This is a genomic window from Rossellomorea aquimaris, assembly GCF_008180865.1.
GTDB classification, from domain to species: domain Bacteria; phylum Bacillota; class Bacilli; order Bacillales; family Bacillaceae_B; genus Rossellomorea; species Rossellomorea yichunensis.
Genome location: NZ_VTEX01000002.1, coordinates 981,124 through 1,001,485, shown reverse-complemented (window position 1 = coordinate 1,001,485; position 20,362 = coordinate 981,124). Strand labels below are relative to the sequence as shown.

The window sequence follows — 20,362 nt, the reverse complement described above, 5'->3', positions numbered from 1 at the left end:
AATACTTCTTTTGATATGCAAAAAATACACAAAAAAATCGTTACTAGTAGATAATGATTAGTCTGAATACTGTAAATCTTCTAAAATTCATTGGTTTTCTAGTAAAATATATGTATAATTATAATTATCAGAAAATAAAAACTATTTTAGGGGCCAAGGATGAAGAAGAAAGTAAGAGGATTATTTCTAGTATTAATGATTGGATTGGCAGCAATCATGACTGCCTGTGGAAGTGAAGAAGCAAGCGGAGATAAAAAAGAAAAGCTTGTAGTGGGCACCGATGCAGCCTTTGCTCCATTTGAATATATGGATAAAGGGGAAATCGTCGGTTTTGATATCGACTTTTTAGAGGCCGTCATGAAAGAAGCCGGCTTTGAGTACGAAGTAAAGAACATTGGATGGGATCCGTTATTTGCAGCAGTTCAAGGTGGAAAGGAAGTCGATATGGGGATTTCCGGGATCACCATCAATGATGACCGCAAAGAAACGTTTGATTTTTCCAATCCTTACTTTGAATCCACTCACATGATCATGTTTGGTGAAGGTGTGGATATCAAAAGTGCAGAGGACCTGAAAGGGCTGAAAATCGGGGTTCAAAATGGAACGACCGGTCAAGCGGCAGCAGAGAAAATAGTTGGGCAGAGCAGCCCTGATATCTCTAAATGCGAAAACAATGTAGTTGCCATTACAGCATTGAAGCAAGGTCAAGTCGATGCCGTTGTAACGGATAATACGGTTGTAAATGAATATGTGAAAAATAATCCGGATGACAATTTCAATACAGTTGAAGATCCTGAAAACTTCGAATCTGAATTTTATGGCTTAATGTTCCCTAAAGACAGTGAGCTGAAAGCTGATTTCGATAAAGCGGTTAAAGAAGTGATTGAAAATGGTACTTATGCTGGGATTTACAAAGAATGGTTTGGTACAGAACCGAACACTGACGCTTTATTAGAGCAAGCAGAATAAGGGAACAAGGGGCGTAGTGAAAGTTTGGATGATCTTCTTTATCGATTTTAAAGAGGATGGTTCATTCTTCTCCTGCCCCTTTTATATGAGTCTATTTACTACTATTGAGAAGGGAAGCGGCCTCACGCCGTTACCGGGACAAAAGGAGTCGTGATATGCTGAATTTCAGATGGGACATTATTGGGGAATACTTACCTTTTTTTCTGAAGGGAGCACTATTAACAATCGGTTTATCGGTGGGAGCCATCTTTTTAGGCTTAATCTTCGGACTGCTGATGGGGATATTCAGAATTTCCCCTTACCTTCTCGTTCGAACACCTTTCATTTGGACATAAACTTTTTTAGAGGTACGCCATTATTCGTACAGATCCTGCTCATTCACTTTGGTGTGATGCCAATGCTCATGTCGGAAATTAATCCGGCTGTGTCTGCATTAGTGGCTCTATCGTTGAATGCCACTGCGTATATCGCCGAAATCTTCCGTGGGGGCATTCAATCCATTGACCGGGGGCAGATGGAAGCAGCCAGATCTTTGGGGATGACCAATATCCAGGCTATGAGGTACATCATCATCCCTCAGGCATTTAAGCGAATGATCCCACGGAAATGAATTTATCGTGTTATTGAAAGACTCTTCCCTGGCAGCGGTCATTGCCGCTCCAGAGTTAATGTACTGGGGACGGGCCATGCAGGGGCAATATTATCGTGTATGGGAACCGTACCTGGCAGTCGCTATCATCTACTTAATCCTTACTCTATCTCTTACGTATCTACTAAACTATATTGAGCTGAGGATGGCAACCGAATGATTAAAGCAGTGAATCTTAAGAAGTCCTTTGGAGAATTAGAAGTATTGAAAGATATTAACGTCAATATCGAACCTCAAGAAGTAGTTGTAGTAATAGGGCCATCGGGTTCAGGGAAATCAACGTTTCTGCGTTGCTTGAACCTTTTAGAATCGATTACCGATGGTCATGTCTATATTAAAGACCGGGATATAACGGCCAAACAAACAGATATCAATAAAGTAAGAACGCATGTGGAAATGGTTTTTCAACAATTTAACCTTTTCCCTCATAAAACCGTGATCCAGAACATTATGCTATCACCGATGAAGGTAAGAAAGTGGCAAAAGGAAAAGGCGGAGATGAAGGCATTAGAGTTACTTGATAAGGTGGGACTCAAAGAAAAAGCGTACGTGTACCCTGACTCCTTATCAGGCGGGCAGAAGCAGCGCGTCGCCATTGCAAGGGCACTTGCCATGGAGCCTGAAATCATGCTCTTCGATGAGCCGACTTCAGCCCTGGATCCCGAAATGGTGGGAGAGGTGCTGGAAGTAATGAAACAACTGGCGAAGGAAGGCATGACCATGGTGGTCGTAACCCATGAAATGGGATTCGCCAGAGAAGTCGGGGACCGGGTCATCTTTATGGACGGCGGATATATCGTGGAGGAGAACAGACCGTCTGAGCTTTTTGGTAATCCAAAACATGAACGAACCCAGGCGTTTTTAAGTAAGGTACTATAATAGGTGAACAATTAAAGGAGCCTCTTAATCAAGGCTCCTTTTCCTATGCGGTATGTTTTGCATAAACGATCGAGTACAACTGCTTTCTTGCCCGGTGAAAACGGGTTTTGACGGTAGAAGGAGAGAGGTTCAGCTTTAAAGCAATCTCCCCATCACTAAGATCCTGTGCCACTTTCAATGACATGACTTCCTGCTGAGAAAGTGGTAGCCTCTTAATATTTTCCTGGATGCTGCTCTTAAGAAACTGTGCCTCAATTTCCATTTCCAGAGGGTTATCGCCCTGTATGGAATGAACCTGTTCATCATCTTCCATGCAGACTTCATTGCGTTTCGATTCTTTTCGGATAAAATCGATTGCTGTACATCTTGCGATTGAAGTTAGCCAGGGCTTCGTTTTCGTCACATCGAGTAAAGTATCCATCTTGATGTAGGCCTTAAGAAAGGTTTCTTGAACGATATCCTGTGATAGGTGAGCGTCCTTTGTAATCGTATAAGCGATATGATAGATCAGTGTATGAAATTGTTCATACATCTCCTCTAATGTGAGAGGAGATGATTGCATTTTTAATGTGTCCATATGGCTTCACCTCGACTTTCCATTGTCAATTTTTCGTTTTACTCTTCAGGAATGAAGGGGTATCTTCAGACTTTAACCCTCGCACTTCGACATTTCCGTGGGTTTTATACTTGATGAGCACCATATATTCATTGGTCATCTGGTTGTATACGAGTTGATCCATGATGGCTTCAACGTGTGTGGGATCCTCTATTTCAATTCCTTTGTTTTCTTTCTTTAACTCCAGGGCTTCGGTATCTGGATCCATGACGTTGAACAGACGGTTACGGTAACGCTCTTGATCGATCACGTACATCCACTCAACATCAGATGCAGCCATCCTTATATCTTCCAGGTAACCATTCTCCTGTAGCCAGGATTCGAATTTCTTATCGTTATTACGTACCCCGACATGGATCCATTGATTCTCTGAAAGAAGTAATTCAACGTTATAGAGGTTCACTCTGTCACGGTCATCAAACGTATCATTATAGGTTTCTTCTTTTAAAATCCCGATGGCTTCATTGATTTGTTCCGGATCGACAATGCTAATACTCTGTCTATTTCCCATATCAGAATATATCGATAGTTTGTCTACCTTGCTTGAATTAACTGAGAAGATCTGCTCCGTCGTTTCTTTATAATTTTTCATTTCATAAAGTGAAGCATACTGGGGTTTGAATTTGTCTATATTCACTTGATAGTTCCTCACCAGCTTACTGCCATCTTTCATTTTGTAATAGAAAAAGATTTGCTCGCTATCCTCAGGAGTTGCTTTGTTCTGATCTTGGTTGTTAACGATTTCTTCATGAAGATTCAGAACCGCTTCAATTGTTTTAGGTTTGCTTATAAATGGTTCTTCAATGAGTGATTCTGGATTGTCCGTCAAGGAATAATAGCTTGGGCTCACATGAACTTTTCCTATATCTTCCAATTCAGGAATCTTCTTTTCATATTGAAATAAATCGAACTGAATGAATAAACCGATAAGAGAGATGGCCACGGCAAACCCGGCAAAGCCCTTCCAATGGCGGAACACTCTCCAATGTTTTTGTAAAACCATTTCTGCAAGATAATAGCCAATGAATGATCCTATAAAATAGCCGAATATGGTCCATCCCGTCTCTTGATAGATTCCATTAAAGTACATGCCGCCGACCAGCATGAAACAGAAAGCGACTCCATATTTGAACAGGGGGCGGAGGACAGGAAATACAATGGCAAGTGACGCTGCTTCTACTTTTCTCGTTTTATACAATACATACGATAAAACATAGAGTAGGAGAGTGATAGCTATGAACAGTGTCACATCTAATCCGGCAAAGATTTTATTCTCAAGATATACGGCCTTGATGACAGGGGAATATTGTTCAATTTTGATATTGAAAAAATAATCCTCTGGAAAACCGTATAAAAGATTTTTCAGGCTAAAGCATACGAGCATAAACATTCCAGCTGGTAATAAGAGCAGGATGTAAGTCATAGCTCCCTGTACAGCTGTCAGTCCTGTTATCATGGCTACAAAGGTAGCGGCTGTGAACAGAAGGATGTTCATTAGGATCGTGATGCCGCACCAGATGAAAATATCTTGAACATCAATAAATTGCTGAAGATCCGTAAATGAATAAAGGGAAAGTAAAATCGCTGTATTCAGTACAATTGGCAGGATGAGAATGACGAATCCTGTAACGGTAAAATGAAAAAATAATTTGCTGCGTGTCAGTGGAAGGCTATGCATGAAGTCTGCAGCCTGCTTTACATGTAAATATCGGAAAAGGAAAAGAGATAGAATGACTGGAACGAACAGCATCAAACCCATTTGTATCGGGTATTGCATTTTAAACAGGTTTTCATAAATGGCAACCGGATAGGGCTGATTGTCGTTAGATAGTTTACCGATAACGTCAACTGGCAAAGAAAAGAGAAGTCCGATAAAGTAAACGATCCCTACCCACCCAACATTCCGAAGGCTTTGAATGATGACTTCCTTATTGATCCATGATGTTTTGGATGGCATATCCGACGTCCTCCATTTCATAAACAAATATTTCCTCAAGGGTCAATGGTAACATATCGAAAATCACCGGATGATAAGGCTGGATCATGCTTCTCACATGTTGTTCGTCACCTCTTACGATGCAGAGGGACACGCTTCCCCTGGTCTCTTCGTGCAGAAGGTCAAGCTCAGTAAAGATCTTTTGAGGCATCTCGCCTTTGAAGGCCAACTGAATCTTATGAATCCCGGATTTCAAATCATCAAGCTCTTTCTCCAGTAAAAATCTTCCTTGATGCAAAATTCCGATATGATCACAAATATCTTCCACTTCACGCAGGTTATGAGAGGAGATAAGTAAAGTCATCTCCCGGTTTGCAACTTCTGTGATCAGTACGCTTTTTACCTTCTTACGAACGACAGGGTCTAATCCGTCTAGGGGTTCGTCCATAATGAGCACATCCGGCTGAGTTGATAATGCAAGAATGAAAGCTGCTTGACGTTGGACGCCTTTCGAAAATTTATGCAGCTTTTTGTGAGGATCTACCCCAAATAGGCCGGTTAGTGATTTATATTGATGCTCATCCCAACGGCTATAGGAGTTTTGATAAAATTTTGCCATTTGATTTAAGGTATAGTGAGCAAAGAAAAATGGTTGATCAGGAATGAATACCAAGGTTTCTTTCGTTGGGACATTCTCAAAGACCGGTTGATCTTTTAAATAAATGTCACCGCTTTCGGGCTTGAGAACCCCGGAAATGGATTTGAGTAGTGTCGTTTTTCCTGCACCATTCGATCCGAGCAATCCATAGATTGATCCTTTTTGAACAGAGAAGGAAACGTCATGAATGATTTTAGTACCTTCAAAGGATTTACTTAATGATTTAATCTCTATCATCAGCTTGATTCCCTCCTACCGATGCCTCGATGTCAGCAATCATCTGCTTTAAATCTTCAGGCGTGATTCCTAAATACAGTGCTTCAGACAATAGTTTAGACAACTCTTCTTTTACTTTCATGATTTTCTCCGCGTTTCGAATGTGACTTGATGGATTAACAAAGCTCCCCCGTCCTTTCACAGAATAAATGTACCCTTGGGTTTCAAGTTCCCTATAAGCTTTTTGGATTGTGTTTGGATTTATGGTCAGCTGCTGAGCCAAGGCACGAACGGAAGGCAATTGTTCGTCAGGCTTCAACACCTCATTAATGATTAACTCTTTTAATTTCTCGACTAATTGTTCATAAATGGGCTTTCGACTTCTTAAATCAAGCTCAAACATATCCACCCTCCCAACTGTATACAGTGTACTATGTGTCTTAATACAGTTAAAGTATATAACAACTTCTGGCAATTTGGGAAGAGGGGAAATGAAAAATATTTGATATGGGATGCAGTGCAAAAATTAAGATAAATGGCCAAGAAGGCAAAGGGCGCCTTCCAGGCCCATCCATCTTATGCTTGTCGGGGCTGAACGAGCCGCCTCCGCTTTTGGGTTCATCCAGCTCCGGCGGCTAGCCCCTCGAGGTCATAAGATAAATGGACCAAGAAGGCAAAGGGCGCCTTCCAGGCCCATCCATCTTATGCTTGTCGGGGCTGAACGAGCCGCCTCCGCTTTTGGGTTCATCCAGCTCCGGCGGCTAGCCCCTCGAGGTCATAAGATAAATGGACCAAGAAGGCAAAGGCCGCCTTCCAGGCCCATTCACCTTATGCTTGTCGGGGCTGAACGAGCCGCCTCCGCTTTTGGGTATACCCTGTATGGAAGTTTGGAAGTATAAATGATGAATACACAATTTGATATGAATGACATATATATAGAAAAATGATGGGCTATGATAATAGGTAGTATGACATTTCCTTTGACAAAGAAAGTTTCCTTGATGCAAGATGGTAGTATTCAAAATTGTTGATCGGAGGAGAGGGTTTGCATGTTCATAGATTGGTTAAGTGGATTCAATCCAGCTGTGCAGGCACTGTTTGGAGGTACGCTAACCTGGGGGTTAACCGCGCTGGGGGCGGCATCGGTTTTTTTCTTTACCAAAATTGAAAAACATACATTGAATATGATGCTCGGGTTTGCCGCAGGTGTCATGATAGCGGCATCGTTTTGGTCACTTCTTGCTCCTTCTATAGAGTTCAGTGAGCAAAATGGTCAGATTCCTTGGCTCGCCCCTGCTATCGGCTTTTTACTTGGCGGCCTTTTTATTAGACTGCTGGATTTTGTAGTACCTCATTTGCATCTCGGGAACTCAGCGGAAAAAGCCGAGGGACCTCCTACTAAATTTAAAAAATCAACCCTACTATTTCTTGCAATCACCCTTCATAACATTCCTGAAGGTTTAGCCATCGGTGTGGCTTTTGGGGCTGCGTCTATGGGACTTGGTGACGCAACATTGGTAGGGGCGATCGGGCTTGCAATCGGAATTGGAATTCAGAACATGCCTGAAGGGGCAGCACTGTCCATTCCATTGCGCGGAGAAGGAATGTCACGTCTGAGGTCCTTCAACTATGGTCAGCTTTCTGCCATCGTTGAACCCATTGCTGCCGTAATTGGTGCAGCTGCTGTCCTATTAGTGCAGCCGTTGCTTCCTTACGCACTGGCATTTGCTGCAGGTGCCATGATTTTCGTGGTAGTAGAAGAGCTGATCCCGGAGTCTCAATCCTCTGGAAGTACAGACTTGGCCACACTGGGACTCATGCTTGGATTTGTAGTGATGATGATTCTGGACGTATCTTTAGGTTAATAAAAGTGAGCATGCGGCTTAGATCGCATGCTTTTTTTATTTCCAAAAATAGTATAATGGTAGTGAAGGGGGCGAAAGTGTGAAGATTGGGCTTGTGAGACACTTTAAAGTAACAAGAGGATATCCTGATAGATTTGTGACATCCGAAGAATTAATGAAGTGGGTAGAAGAGTACGATGAGTCTGATGTAGAAGAGAACGAGGTGGATCTTCATGATATTGAATGGAAGAAGTGCTATGCAAGTGACTTAGCCAGGGCAGAAGTAACCGCACGAGAAGTCTATGCAGGGGATATCGTATCGTTGAAGGAACTGCGTGAAATCAGGCTATCTCCCTTATTCAGTTCCAGGAGAAAGCTTCCACTGTTTTTACATTTATTTATGATCAGAGTAGCCTGTTGGTTTAATCATCGTTCTCAGCCTGAAAGTAAGAAAGAGATCCTTAAAAGAATCAACGCGATTGTCGATGCGATCATACAAGAGGGTGAGGACGTTCTCATTGTAGGCCATGGCGGGATTATGATATTTATGAGAAAAGAGCTTATAAAACGTGGGTTTAGAGGCCCTAAGTTTAGAAGACCTTCAAACGGGAAGCTATATGTATTTCAAGACAGAAAAGGATGATTCCTGGGAATCATCCTAAGTCATTTCTCTATCAGGTCAGTTTTTAACAATCAATAAAATCTTTCCTTCATCGAGCTTTTCTTCGTACTGATCCGCTTCTTCGTGAGAAAATCCAACTTCCATCAGCTTGTTTCGGAGTTCGTCACCTTTTTTCAGGATCATGTTCCCTACTGCAGTCCCTATCCCTGTTTCCTTTACACCAATTTCATTGGCGTCAGCGCGATCAGCTACTCTGTCCGTCCGGTCATCATCATGGGATAATACATAAAGATTATGTTTATCGATACCTTGAGAAGAAAGCTTTTCAACTTCTGTAATTAATTCCTTATCGTCATAAAATTCCTTAACAGTCGGTTTCAATTCAGGTCTCCTCCATCATTTAAATTGTACTGTCGTTTATCTTTTCCCATGGATTAGCAATGGTAAACCTGTGGAGATGTGGGTATACCTATTAGTAATGTGTAATCCAAGAAAGGAGATCTCAAGATATGGAAGAAGTTCATTCTTTAGAATCCATCAATGCTACACTTGCTGCAGAAAAGCTGAGTTTACTATACATTTCAAGACCCAATTGCTCTGTTTGTCACTCTCTTTTGCCACAAGTGAAAGGAGTATTGGAAGAGTTTCAAGATGTGAGGTCCATTCATGCGGATGCAGAAGAAATACCGGAAATAGCAGGTGAATTCTCCATCTTCACTGTCCCGGTCGTCATCGTTTTTGTAGATGGTAAAGAAATGTTCAGGAAGGCCAGGTTCGTTCCAATTGACGAGTTACATAGCCAGTTGTCCCGTCTGGTGAAGATGTTAGACAACTAAACAAACGTTTGATTAAGAGAGAAAGTTGTTGGTCTGACAAGGTAGAAAGGGTTAAACGGTTGTTTAAGACCGTAATATTACGTCATGTGGTGAAACACATAAAATTAAGGGCTGTTTTGAAACGGCACTTTTTTTAATAGTGAAATTGAAACCATTTGAGTTAGTGAAACGACTAATATTTACAGTTAAGGGGGGGGGACGGGGAAATCGGGCAATCAAGCTGTTATAAAGAGTAATTAGGACATTTCGTTGTAGGTGCGGTATTTTTTATGAATGTAGAAAATGGATTTGAATATTTCACTCATCCCTAATGGAATGCCTATTCAGTAGTCCAATTCACCTGAAAGAGAATAGCAATAAAAAGAGCTGCTAAAAAAAGTAGATCTTTTGTCATGGTTCAGGGAATAGGTATATAATAGAGAGTATACGAGTATAGTAGTGATGAAGAAATAAAAGGGGGCTTGATGAATGATCAGAGTGTCCAGGACAAAGAAAGTCATGTTACTTGGTTTAGCAATCATCCTCATAATAGTAGCCAACCGGATTTCCAGTGTACAACACCTGACCGCAAGAATCGCCGCCAACCTGTATGTTAGCCTTAAGTATCAGGATCTTGACCTCGAATACCAAAACGTCGAATTCTCACCTCAGTTTGGAGATTATTCTGTAGCGTATAAGGACAAGGATGGAAGAGTCTATGGTTTCATGGTTACCCCTAAGTCAATGCCCGTCATCATACTTCACGATCCTCTTAATGAGTCACCATAATCAAATCTGAAAGAGTAATCTTCTTATCTATCTAAATCTCTCTTCTATGTAAAATAAAACATTAAATGAATTAAAGTATGCACATAAAGGTCAGAATGGGCTGAATCAAATCTTGAGATTATTAGGACCCGTCTCCTATAAAGAGGCTGGTCTTTTTATCATGGGAAGAAAATACACCCCAGGTCTTAGAAGCATTTACTTCTACGGCTTCTGTTTGCATGATGGCGATTTTTTTATACTTAAGGTATTCGTTCATATAGGAGTGACCTTGATGGAAGAAATCATGGCAAATTATTCCGCTGAGTGGGGGATATGGGGTGTATTGCTTTCTTTATTTATTGAAGGAAGTGCTTTCCCTTTTGTGGGCACTTTTTTTATCGTAACAATGGGATTTATTCTAGAATTAACGTGGATGGAGATAGGAGTCATTTCTCTATTAGGAAGCTTTCTTTATACAGCTGGGAGCTATATTCCTTATTTTATCAGCTTTAAATTAGGTGAGAGGCTTGAGGCAAAGCTCAACCCCGAAAAACGGAAGAAGCTAAAAGAAGCTAAGGAAAAGTTCAGCCGCTACGGAATCTGGAGCGTAGCGATTGCAAGTCCCCTTCATTTAGGAAACGTCATTCCCTTCATGGCCGGCATGGCAAAAATGAATCTGAAAGTGTATTCTCTCCTTACTATGCTGGGGATTGCTCCGTCTACCTTTTTATTCTTAAGTATAGGCAAATTCTATGAGGGTGATAGAGAAGTAATCCTCGGGATGGTGGAAGAATACCAACTGCTGGTCCTGACGGGGTTTGTGCTGGTCACTGTTTTATATTTTCTTTTTAAAAGGAAGAGAGAAAAGGGAGTAGGAGGAAGAGCAGGAAAGATTTGAAGACTGGAAAGTTTACGGCAAGTTACTCAAAACTTCAACACTAAAACCCTCTACACAGATTAAATCTACGTAAAATCATCCGGTTCCTCATTGCTTACCCCCCTTTTTTTCTATAAACTAGACCTATTCAAAAAATAGCACGTGTGGAGAGATTGTATGGAAGCAAAAATGATAAGAAGATATGACATTATGGAGGTCAGCTTGCTGGCGGGTAAGATCATGCTGCAAAGTGGTGCAGAGACGTATCGCGTCGAGGATACGATGATGCGTATCGCAGCTTCTTATGGGATATCAGAATCTCACAGTTATGTGACGCCTACCGGGATCATCTTTTCGATTGAAACGTCTGAACCGACGAAAACGAAGCTGATTCGAATCAACGAGCGGTCTACTGATCTTGAAAAAGTAACACTCGTGAATAGTATTTCAAGGCAAATAAGCAAGGGGCATCTTACCCTTGAAGAAGCCTACAATGCCCTGGAGAAACTGGATCAATCAGATTTATCATACTCCTTTGTGATTCAGGTATTGGCAGCTTCGATTGCCAGTGGCTGCTTTCTCATCATGTTCCAGGGAATGTGGATGGACTTCATTCCGGCACTGATCACGGGCGGAGTCGGATTTACGAGCCTGATTTATTTTCATCGCCTCGTTCCGATCAAATTCTTTGCTGAGTTTCTTGCTTCCTTTATTATCGGAATGCTGTCGTATGGATTCGTCCAGCTTGGAGTCGGACAGGAACTGGATAAGATAATCATTGGATCTGTGATGCCCCTTGTTCCTGGTCTTCTCATTACGAATGCGGTTCGGGATTTGATGGCAGGTCATTTGGTGTCTGGTTTATCGAAGGGAGCAGAAGCCTTTTTAACGGCGTTTGCCATCGGGACGGGAATTGCCGTAGTTTTTACTCTGACATAGGGTGCATTTGATTAGTATCAAGAATAAAGATTGAGGTGAAAAGGGAATGCTCATCATCGAACAATTAGTGACAAGCTTCATATCCGCTGCTGCATTCGGGATTATCTTCAACGCTCCAAAGCAGTCCCTTTTCAAATGCGGAATTGTTGGAATGTTAGGCTGGATCATCTACATAGGAATGAGTTTAAATGACGCGGATGCGGTGCTTGCGACGTTACTTGCATCCTTTGTCGTTGCTGTGATCAGTCAGGTATTTGCGAAAATGTATAGAACCCCGGTCATCATCTTCTCTGTAGCCGGAATTATCCCTCTTGTACCTGGAGGGCTGGCGTACGATGCCATGAGAAACTTCGTGCAGAACGATTACAATGCTGCCATCAACCTTGCGGCAAAAGCCTTCATGATCTCAGGCTCCATCGCCATCGGACTCATCTTCTCGGAAGTCATCAACCAAGTCATCCGAAACGCACGGCTGAATGTAAGTGCAAGACGAATGAGATAGGGACGGACCTTACTTTTGTGGGGTCTTTTTTTATTGGCTTCAGCAGAGCATAGAAACGAAACAAAGTTGGACGAAATGATCAAACTGCAGACTCCGTGCACATGTAACATTTTCTCCCTCCCAACGTCTAATCAACAAATAGAACATAGAGGAGGGTCAAAGTATGAGTAAGAAATCTTATCTGCTCATTATTGCCGGTATTGTGTTGCTGGTGGCACTTGGAACGTTTGTGTATAGTCAAAGACCTGTTGTGAAGGCCGAGGGGAAGATGGAGGGCGACCTTCTCGTGATGGAGAATAACTCATGGAATCTGCAATTTTCAACAGCCCTGAATAAGGAAACGGTGACGCCCCAGAACATTTATGTAGAAGACTCCAATGGAGAGAGGATCAATGTCTCCATGAAGTTGGATGAAAATCGAAAGACCCTGCAGATTCAAGCACCGCCAGAAGGATATCCTTCTGATCCACACAAGTATACACTTCATATTTCTCCTAAAGTGAAAACCAAATGGGGTTTTTCTTATGATGGAGATACAGAAATACCCTTTTCTGTCACCTCTAAACTACCCAGTATTCAATCCAAGGAAGAACTAACGAACTATTTTAAACAAATTTTAAAGAAAAATAAGGAAGATACGGAGTTTTCTCTGTTCGGTAGAGAAGGGAATATGGAATCCAAATCATCTGAAGATAGTGCAGCTGGAGAATCGCCTCAATCGGAATCCAATTTTTCTGAAACGAATAATCAGGTTCAAGGAGTTGACGAGGGGGATATAGTGAAGACTGATGGAAGCTATATTTACCAATTAACAGACCGTAGACTGCTAATTACAAAGGCAAATCCTGTGAAAGAAATGAAAGTGGTATCCACTACCAGCTATAAAGAAAATATGCAGCCGCAACATCTGTTTTTACAGAAGGATAAGCTGCTCGTCATCGGGAATAGCTGGTCGCATGCAAATTTTCAAGAGAATAAACAAGAATCAATTGCTTCCACTATGCCTGTAGACGGGTCGACCGTTGCGCTTCTGTATGATATTTCGGACAAAGCAAAACCATCTCTTCTCAGGCATGTTGAGCTTGAAGGTCAATATGTAACGTCGAGGAAGGTTGATTCCACTGTATATTTGATTTCGAATCTGTATCCAAACTACTGGATGCTTGAACAAGGGGGAAATCCTGATCTGAGACCCCGGGTGAAAGATAGTTTAACAGGTAATGAAACGACACCACTTCCAATAGAAGATATTAAGTATTTTCCACAGTCCCATTCCCCCAACTATACCTTACTGACGGGAATGGATATGGAAGATCCCAAGGCTTCTCTAAGCGTTCAATCCTATCTTGGAAGCGGTGATAAAGTGTATATGTCTAAAAACAACCTTTATGTGGCTGTGGAAAAATACAATGAAGATGCTATGAAAAGTTGGACCTCTTCAAACACGGAGATTTATAAATTTTCCGTAAGTAATGGAAAGGTTGAATATGCTTCCTCAGGTCAGGTAGAAGGAAGGGCGTTAAATCAATTTTCCATGGATGAACATAAAGGTTACTTTCGGATTGGAACGACAAAAGGGGAGGTGTGGAACAGTGATTCCCCTTCAACCAATGCTCTCTATATATTGGATGAGAACATGAAGAATGTTGGGGAAGTAACGGATTTAGCCAGGGGAGAACAAATCTATTCTGTCAGGTTTATGGGGGATAAGGCATATATGGTGACCTTTAAACAAGTCGATCCCCTTTTTGTCATCGATACGGCAGATCCGAAAGCTCCAAAGGTTCTGGGGGAGCTGAAGATTCCAGGTTTCAGCACCTATCTTCACCCCATTGACGAACATCACCTCATCGGGTTTGGGTTTGATACAAAAGTGGTGAATGATAATAAAACAAACAATGAGGAACCCAGAATCATTCGACAAGGAATGAAGATTTCATTATTCGATATTACAGATTTTCAGCATCCAAAGGAAACGGACACTGAAATAATAGGTGGGCAGGGTACTCACTCTTATTTGTTGGACGATCACAAAGCACTGCTTCATGAACCTTCACGAAATCTATATGGCTTTCCCATTTCTGTTTATCATGAAAAAGAGGGAAGCCGGCATGAACTGGATTTTGACTATCAAGGCGCACTCCTGTATGAAATCACACCTGAAAAAGGAATCGTTTTAAAGTCTCAGCTCACAGAAGAAGAAAACAAAGAATATTACGAACAGTGGGAAGACCAGATTCAAAGACTCCTATATATTGATGATCAGCTTTATACAGTATCACATAATAGAGTGACTGCTTACTCATTAGATGATTTTAAAAAAGAAAACGCAATTGATCTCCCATGATGAAAACCCTTAAGGTGCTTTGCCTTAAGGGTTTTCTATTACTTAAGACTCCCCGATGAATCATTTAGACTATCTTTTTTTGTCAGGTTTTGAAAAAAAATCTGTGGGTAGATAAGTATTAGCATTATACAATTTCCATAATAGAAGGGAGAACATCGAATGAACAATGATATAACGCAAGAATGGTACGGGTACTTAGGGAAGCTTCCTGATCTGTTATTGGCTTTATTGGTGTTATTAATCGGCTGGATCATTGCAAAGGCTGTTGAAAAAGCCGTTTACGGAATTTTAAAACGGGTGAAGATCGATGACAATCTTTATTTTGGCAGCAGGAACGGAGAACGGAAATGGACATCGGAGAAAGTCATTAGTAAAATTGTGTACTTTATTCTGCTTGTGTTCGTGTTTATTGCCTTCTTCAATATGCTGGACTTGAACTTTATTGCTTCACCATTGGTCGGTATGTTGAGTACGATGGCAGCAGCGATTCCGAACGTATTAAAGGCGGCACTTATTCTATTATTTGCATGGATAGTTGCTTCTATACTGAAGGTATTGATAGAGAAACTGGGTACGAGACCAGCAGTTAAAAGCACGCTGGTAAGATCTAAATTAGCGAAAGATGAGAACGATGTACATCGCTATGTCTATACCGGTGCTAGAATTGTATTCTATCTAGTGCTTCTCATATTCTTACCGGGAGTGTTAGCAGCTCTTAATATCACAGGGGTTTCAGGGCCATTCACGGAAATGCTCCAAAACTTCCTAGGGTTTATTCCTAAATTGTTTGCTGCAGCTATCATTCTCCTCGTTGGCTGGTTTGTAGCAAAAATTGTCCGGGATATCGTCACGAACTTTTTACAGGCGATTGGAACAGAGAGAGTCGCTGAACGATTCGGCATTGGCAAGCTCTTTCAAGGAACAACGGTTTCATCGGTCATTGGTACGATTGTATTCGTGCTCATCATGATTCCGGTTACGATTTCTGCATTAGATCAGCTGGATATTCGGGGGATTTCAGAGCCGGCGATTAACATGCTCAATCAAGTCCTGATTATGCTTCCGAATATTGCGATTGCGATTCTGCTCATCCTTGCAGGAATCTGGGTCGGCAAATGGGTTGGAGCCATGGTTGCACGATTACTGAACCGGGTAGGATTCAATTCTCTATTACGTAATATGGGGATTGGACGGATGAATACTAATAAGAATCCGTATGAACCCACTGGCTCAACTTATATGAATCTATCGGGACTTGTAGGTAGAGTTGTTCAAATCATCATTGTTTTCCTCTTTGTAGTAGAAGCATTGGAAATTGTAAGATTGGAATTCCTGGTTGCTCTGGCAACAGGCATCCTTGCGTATTTACCACATGTATTGGCAGCCATCGTCATTCTTGGGGCAGGCTTATACTTAGGTAACTTAGTGAAGAGCATCATATCCAACGTACTGAGTGATCACTTCCAAGTACTTTCGACCATCACGAAATATGCAATCATTGCCTTAAGCTTCTTTATGGCCTTGGATCAATTAAAAGTGGCTGATTCCATCGTCAATATTGCCTTCATGCTGATTCTGGGTGGACTGGCACTAGCCTTCGGTTTGGCATTTGGCCTGGGTGGGAAGGACTTTGCGCAAAAATATCTTTCTAAACTGGATCGGAAAATTGAAGAAGAAAAGAGCAGGCCAAATAATGGCGGAACGGATACACCTCCTCTCGATCAATAAGAGTAAAAACCACACGGTCCTATTAGATCGTGTGGTTTTTTGTTAAGGAATATTCAATAATTCTTACAAGAATGACCTACAGCTTCTGCATGAACACTTCCAACTACCACCCGGCATAAAAAAACGTTATGATGATACATATATATACATAATGGAAGTTTTATGTAAGAGGGGTGTTCATTTGAAAGTCATACGTTTTTTAAAGCCTTACCGTATTGCCATGGCGGTTGCCTGGAGTTTAATGCTGGTAGAGCTTGCTGTAGAACTATTAAATCCGCTGTTTATGGCACGGATTATTGATGAAGGAATTATGAATGGAGACTTAAACGTGGTGTTGAAATGGGGCTTCATTATGGTGGGGATGTCTCTTCTTGCGTTTATTTCAGGCGTGACGAATTCATTTTTCGCCGCTCATACGAGTCAGGGATTTGGCTATGATGTGCGGGAAAGCTTATATAAAAAGGTTCAGTCGTTTTCCTTTGCAAGCTTTCACAAACTCCCGACCTCATCCTTGATCACCAGGATGACAAATGACGTAAGGCAGCTGCAGAATACGATTTTCATGAGCTTGCGCATTATGCTGAGAGCCCCCCTGCTTGTTGTCGGATCAACGATCATGGCACTTATCGTGAATGTCCGTCTGGCCCTTATTTTATTTATCGTGATTCCAGTATTATGGGTGTTCTTATTATGGGTCCTGAAGCGGGGATGGAGCTTTTTTGAAAGAGTTCAATCCCGTCTGGACAAAGTAAACGAGGTCATGAAGGAAAACCTCTCCGGGATGAGGTTAATCAAGGCTTATACTCGAAGCAAGTATGAAGAAGGCCGATTTCATGGAGCAAATGAAGATTTGAAGGATCGGACTGTCCGTGCTCTTCGTTTTATGGAAATCATCATGCCACTTCTGATGCTCGTGATGAATCTGGCCCTCCTATCCGTTTTGTGGTTCGGAAGTATAGATGTTGCCTCAGGTGGGGCGAGTGTTGGAGAAGTCGTAGCGATCGTCACATATGTTACGAGAATCTCTTCCGTTTTTTCAATTTTCTCATTTATCATTACGAGCTTCTCAAGAGCAAGAGCTTCCGCCGGGAGGGTAGAAGAAGTTCTCCAGACAGAGGTAGATCTAAAAGACGGAGAAGAAGCCCGGCAGGAAAACACAGTGGTGAACGGAGAGATTGCATTCAGAGATGTGTCGTTTCAATACCCTTCAACCCGTGGGAAGGTGCTGGAAGGTGTATCGTTTAAAGTGGAGGCAGGCGAAACGGTTTCGATCCTGGGAGCAACCGGATCCGGCAAAACATCACTATTCCAGCTCATTCCCCGCCTTTATGATGCGACGGAAGGATCTGTTGAACTGGACGGTCAATGCATACGGTCCATACCTTTGAATCATGTAAGGAAAAATATTGGGTACGTGCCCCAGGAAGCGGTCCTGTTTTCCGGGTCAGTATCAGAAAACCTACAATGGGGAAAAGAAGATGCCACCAGGGAAGAGATGATCCAGGCAGCAAAGGATGCCCAAATCCATGAAACCATTATGAATCTATCCAATGGGTATGATACAGTACTAGGTCAAAAAGGTGTCAATCTTTCAGGAGGACAGAAACAGCGTCTGTCGATTGCGAGAGCACTCATTCGAAAACCCAAGATTTTATTACTGGACGATAGCACGAGTGCTTTGGATTTAAAAACAGAATCGAAATTGCTCCAAGCTCTGAAGCAATACGAATGTACGACGATGATCATTACACAAAAAATAAGTACCGCAATGGAATCTGATACAATTCTGCTTCTTGAAGATGGAGTGTTAATCGGAGAAGGGACACATACATCCCTATTAGAAGATTCCACCCTCTATCAGCGGATTTTTCAATCTCAATTCGGAGAGGAGGAAATACATCGTGTCTAGGCATGTGGGAAAGAAACTGGGGAAAAACGATAAAGCGAAAGATGCAAGAGGGACGCTGCGTCGACTATGGAACTACCTTTCCGAAATGAAAGTGATCCTGTATCTCGTCATTCTAATGGTGTTCATCAGTTCGGCAGCTTCTTTACTGGGACCTTTCCTAGTGGGAAAAGCGATTGATGAATACATTGTAACGAAAGAGACTTCCGGATTGATTGGGCTTGTTTTAGGTTTAATTGCAGTGTACATCTTCCATTCCCTCTCCGTTTGGTTCCAAAATTATTGGATGATCGGTGTGGCTCAAGATACGGTCTATCGCTTGCGGAAGGACCTTTTTCATCAATTGCATCAGCTATCGATCCCTTTCTTTGATAAACGAAAGCATGGGGAGTTAATGAGCAGGGTCACAAATGATATTGATAATGTAAGTGCCACGTTGAATAGCTCGTTCATACAAATCATATCCAGTGTCCTGACGTTAGTAGGGACCGTCACGATCATGCTCTGGCTCAGTCCGTTGCTTACATTGATCACATTGACCATCGTACCACTCATGGCTCTCGGTATGAAGTGGATTACGAATCGGACAGGACGTTTGTTTAAACAATATCAACAAAATATAGGAGAGCTAAACGGCTATATTGAAGAGACGATTTCGGGGCATAGCATCATCAAAACCTTTTCCCGTGAGGATACTGCCATAAAGGATTTTGGAGAAAAAAATCAGAGATTGCGAACGGCTGCTTATTGGGCGGATACCTATTCCGGGTTTATCCCGAAGCTTATGAATGTGTTGAACAATTTAAGTTTTGCCGTCATTGCCGGAGTGGGAGGGATCTTTGCATTAAATGGCATGATAACCATCGGAGTCATTGTGATATTTGCTGAGTATGCCCGTCAGTTCACCCGTCCGTTGAATGAGCTCGCGAACCAATATAACACGTTGTTATCAGCCATTGCCGGTGCTGAGCGTGTCTTTCAAATTTTAGATGAAGAGGAAGAAGCGAAGGATGAGGCGGATGCCGTGGAAATCGATTCCGTTGAAGGGAAAGTGGAATTCCGTCATGTATCCTTTTCCTATGAAAAAGGGGATCAAACTCTTCAGGATGTATCCTTCACCATTACGCCGGGTGAGACCGTTGCATTGGTCGGACCGACAGGAGCAGGTAAAACTACGATTACCAATCTGCTCTCTCGTTTCTATGAACTGAATGAAGGAACCATTGAGATTGACGATCAGAATATACAAACCATTAAACGGAAGAGTCTTCGTCAGCAAATGGGATTTGTCCTGCAGGATAGCTTCCTGTTTCAAGGAACGATTGCAGACAATATCCGTTACGGCAGGCTCGATGCGGACGATGAAGAAGTAAGGGAAGCGGCTAAATTGGCCAATGCCCATTCCTTCATAAAGAAAATGCCTGAGGGCTACGAGACGTTATTAAGGCATGATGGCAGTGGGATCAGTCAGGGACAGAAACAACTACTATCCATTGCACGAGCGATCCTTTCAAATCCGTCCATCCTTATTCTTGATGAAGCCACGAGCAGCATCGATACGATTACAGAGCTGAAGATTCAGGAAGCCCTCAAACGATTGATGAAGGGGAGAACCAGTGTAGTGGTGGCCCACCGTCTTAACACCATCCGCCAGGCCGATCAAATACTGGTCCTTGATCAAGGAAAGATCATTGAACGGGGATCTCATGATGAGCTTTTGAAGCAGAAAGGGTTTTATCATGGGTTGTATCATAGTCAGTTGAGGGAGAGCGGTTGATGGGATGTATGAATTTTCAAAATACAAAAAAACACCTCAAAAGTCAGCACTTTTGAGGTGTTTTTGTCTTTAAGGGGCTAATCATCCCGTTAGCGATCCCTTTGGTGTTGCCTTAATCGGATAAAGACAACTCTGTAACTTGCAACATCACAAGTAATATATTTATATCTTGAACGTTGTTTGCAGATAATAAACAGCCGCGGGCAATTCCTTGAGTCGTTTGATATACCTAAACGACGTAAGCCCTACCTCTCTTACATCCTAACGGCTCCGAAGCCGATCCAGTGTGAATAAGTTGTTAAATCAAAACAGAA

Annotated in this window: 18 protein-coding genes and 1 pseudogene; 14 read left to right on the top strand and 5 right to left on the bottom strand. The window is 42.1% G+C overall.

Annotation, left to right across the window (positions count from 1 at the left end):
* Nucleotides 1-159: 159 nt before the first annotated feature.
* The 3 genes and pseudogenes from FZC88_RS12455 (at nucleotide 160) to FZC88_RS12445 (ending at nucleotide 2,497) form a co-directional block, all read left to right on the top strand.
* Nucleotides 160-969, top strand: coding sequence for a basic amino acid ABC transporter substrate-binding protein (locus FZC88_RS12455; RefSeq protein ID WP_148995085.1), 810 nt, complete (start codon nucleotides 160-162; stop codon nucleotides 967-969).
* Between the two features lie 158 nt (nucleotides 970-1,127).
* Nucleotides 1,128-1,778 (top strand): annotated as a pseudogene (locus tag FZC88_RS12450) (amino acid ABC transporter permease).
* Nucleotides 1,775-2,497 (top strand): amino acid ABC transporter ATP-binding protein, encoded by a 723-nt coding sequence (locus FZC88_RS12445; RefSeq protein WP_148995084.1) that lies wholly within the window; start codon nucleotides 1,775-1,777, stop codon nucleotides 2,495-2,497. Before FZC88_RS12450 ends, FZC88_RS12445 begins: the two are co-directional and overlap by 4 nt.
* 43 nt (nucleotides 2,498-2,540) lie before the next feature.
* Here the strand turns inward: FZC88_RS12445 and FZC88_RS12440 are convergent, their stop codons facing one another.
* Genes FZC88_RS12440 through FZC88_RS12425 form a run of 4 tightly spaced genes read right to left on the bottom strand, consistent with a single transcriptional unit; the run spans nucleotide 2,541 to nucleotide 6,326 of the window.
* Nucleotides 2,541-3,074: an RNA polymerase sigma factor gene (locus FZC88_RS12440; protein ID WP_148995083.1), complete on the bottom strand. Its 534-nt coding sequence runs from the start codon at nucleotides 3,072-3,074 to the stop codon at nucleotides 2,541-2,543.
* A gap of 25 nt (nucleotides 3,075-3,099) precedes the next feature.
* On the bottom strand, nucleotides 3,100-5,070 hold the full coding sequence (locus FZC88_RS12435) for a DUF6449 domain-containing protein (RefSeq protein ID WP_148995082.1): 1,971 nt from the start codon (nucleotides 5,068-5,070) through the stop codon (nucleotides 3,100-3,102).
* Nucleotides 5,042-5,944, bottom strand: a complete 903-nt coding sequence (locus FZC88_RS12430) for an ABC transporter ATP-binding protein (RefSeq protein WP_148995081.1) — start codon at nucleotides 5,942-5,944, stop codon at nucleotides 5,042-5,044. The genes FZC88_RS12435 and FZC88_RS12430 overlap by 29 nt, the downstream gene beginning before the upstream one ends.
* The gene (locus tag FZC88_RS12425; protein ID WP_148967241.1) at nucleotides 5,931-6,326 is read right to left on the bottom strand and encodes a GntR family transcriptional regulator; all 396 of its coding nucleotides are present in this window, start codon (nucleotides 6,324-6,326) and stop codon (nucleotides 5,931-5,933) included. Before FZC88_RS12425 ends, FZC88_RS12430 begins: the two co-directional genes overlap by 14 nt.
* A gap of 646 nt (nucleotides 6,327-6,972) precedes the next feature.
* Here FZC88_RS12425 and FZC88_RS12420 point away from each other — a divergent pair.
* Nucleotides 6,973-7,788 (top strand): ZIP family metal transporter, encoded by an 816-nt coding sequence (locus tag FZC88_RS12420; RefSeq protein ID WP_148967242.1) that lies wholly within the window; start codon nucleotides 6,973-6,975, stop codon nucleotides 7,786-7,788.
* Between the two features lie 79 nt (nucleotides 7,789-7,867).
* Entirely contained in the window at nucleotides 7,868-8,410 is a 543-nt protein-coding gene (locus FZC88_RS12415; RefSeq protein ID WP_148995080.1) for a histidine phosphatase family protein, read from the top strand.
* A gap of 36 nt (nucleotides 8,411-8,446) precedes the next feature.
* On the opposite strand, the gene FZC88_RS12410 is transcribed toward FZC88_RS12415, so the two are convergent.
* Nucleotides 8,447-8,770 carry a YflT domain-containing protein gene (locus FZC88_RS12410; RefSeq protein WP_148967244.1) on the bottom strand — a complete coding sequence of 108 codons (324 nt, stop codon included), beginning with the start codon at nucleotides 8,768-8,770 and terminating at the stop codon, nucleotides 8,447-8,449.
* A gap of 128 nt (nucleotides 8,771-8,898) precedes the next feature.
* On the opposite strand from FZC88_RS12410, the gene FZC88_RS12405 reads away from it, so the two are divergent.
* The 9 genes from FZC88_RS12405 to FZC88_RS12365 all read left to right on the top strand — a co-directional run bounded on the left by FZC88_RS12405 (nucleotide 8,899) and on the right by FZC88_RS12365 (nucleotide 20,048).
* Nucleotides 8,899-9,225 carry a thioredoxin family protein gene (locus FZC88_RS12405; protein WP_148967245.1) on the top strand — a complete coding sequence of 109 codons (327 nt, stop codon included), beginning with the start codon at nucleotides 8,899-8,901 and terminating at the stop codon, nucleotides 9,223-9,225.
* Nucleotides 9,226-9,693: 468 nt separating this feature from the next.
* Nucleotides 9,694-9,993: a hypothetical protein gene (locus FZC88_RS12400; RefSeq protein WP_148995079.1), complete on the top strand. Its 300-nt coding sequence runs from the start codon at nucleotides 9,694-9,696 to the stop codon at nucleotides 9,991-9,993.
* Between the two features lie 271 nt (nucleotides 9,994-10,264).
* On the top strand, nucleotides 10,265-10,870 hold the full coding sequence (locus FZC88_RS12395; protein ID WP_187443598.1) for a DedA family protein: 606 nt from the start codon (nucleotides 10,265-10,267) through the stop codon (nucleotides 10,868-10,870).
* A 156-nt stretch (nucleotides 10,871-11,026) separates the two neighbouring features.
* A complete protein-coding gene (locus tag FZC88_RS12390; RefSeq protein ID WP_148967249.1) occupies nucleotides 11,027-11,788 on the top strand; it encodes a threonine/serine exporter family protein in 762 nt (253 codons plus the stop codon).
* Between the two features lie 46 nt (nucleotides 11,789-11,834).
* On the top strand, nucleotides 11,835-12,290 hold the full coding sequence (locus tag FZC88_RS12385) for a threonine/serine exporter family protein (protein WP_044339076.1): 456 nt from the start codon (nucleotides 11,835-11,837) through the stop codon (nucleotides 12,288-12,290).
* A gap of 163 nt (nucleotides 12,291-12,453) precedes the next feature.
* On the top strand, nucleotides 12,454-14,637 hold the full coding sequence (locus FZC88_RS12380; protein ID WP_148995077.1) for a beta-propeller domain-containing protein: 2,184 nt from the start codon (nucleotides 12,454-12,456) through the stop codon (nucleotides 14,635-14,637).
* Nucleotides 14,638-14,796: 159 nt separating this feature from the next.
* Nucleotides 14,797-16,365 (top strand): mechanosensitive ion channel, encoded by a 1,569-nt coding sequence (locus FZC88_RS12375; protein ID WP_148995076.1) that lies wholly within the window; start codon nucleotides 14,797-14,799, stop codon nucleotides 16,363-16,365.
* Nucleotides 16,366-16,516: 151 nt separating this feature from the next.
* Nucleotides 16,517-18,274, top strand: coding sequence for an ABC transporter ATP-binding protein (locus tag FZC88_RS12370; RefSeq protein WP_148995075.1), 1,758 nt, complete (start codon nucleotides 16,517-16,519; stop codon nucleotides 18,272-18,274).
* Nucleotides 18,267-20,048: an ABC transporter ATP-binding protein gene (locus FZC88_RS12365; RefSeq protein WP_262371842.1), complete on the top strand. Its 1,782-nt coding sequence runs from the start codon at nucleotides 18,267-18,269 to the stop codon at nucleotides 20,046-20,048. The genes FZC88_RS12370 and FZC88_RS12365 overlap by 8 nt, the downstream gene beginning before the upstream one ends.
* Nucleotides 20,049-20,362 lie beyond the last annotated feature (314 nt).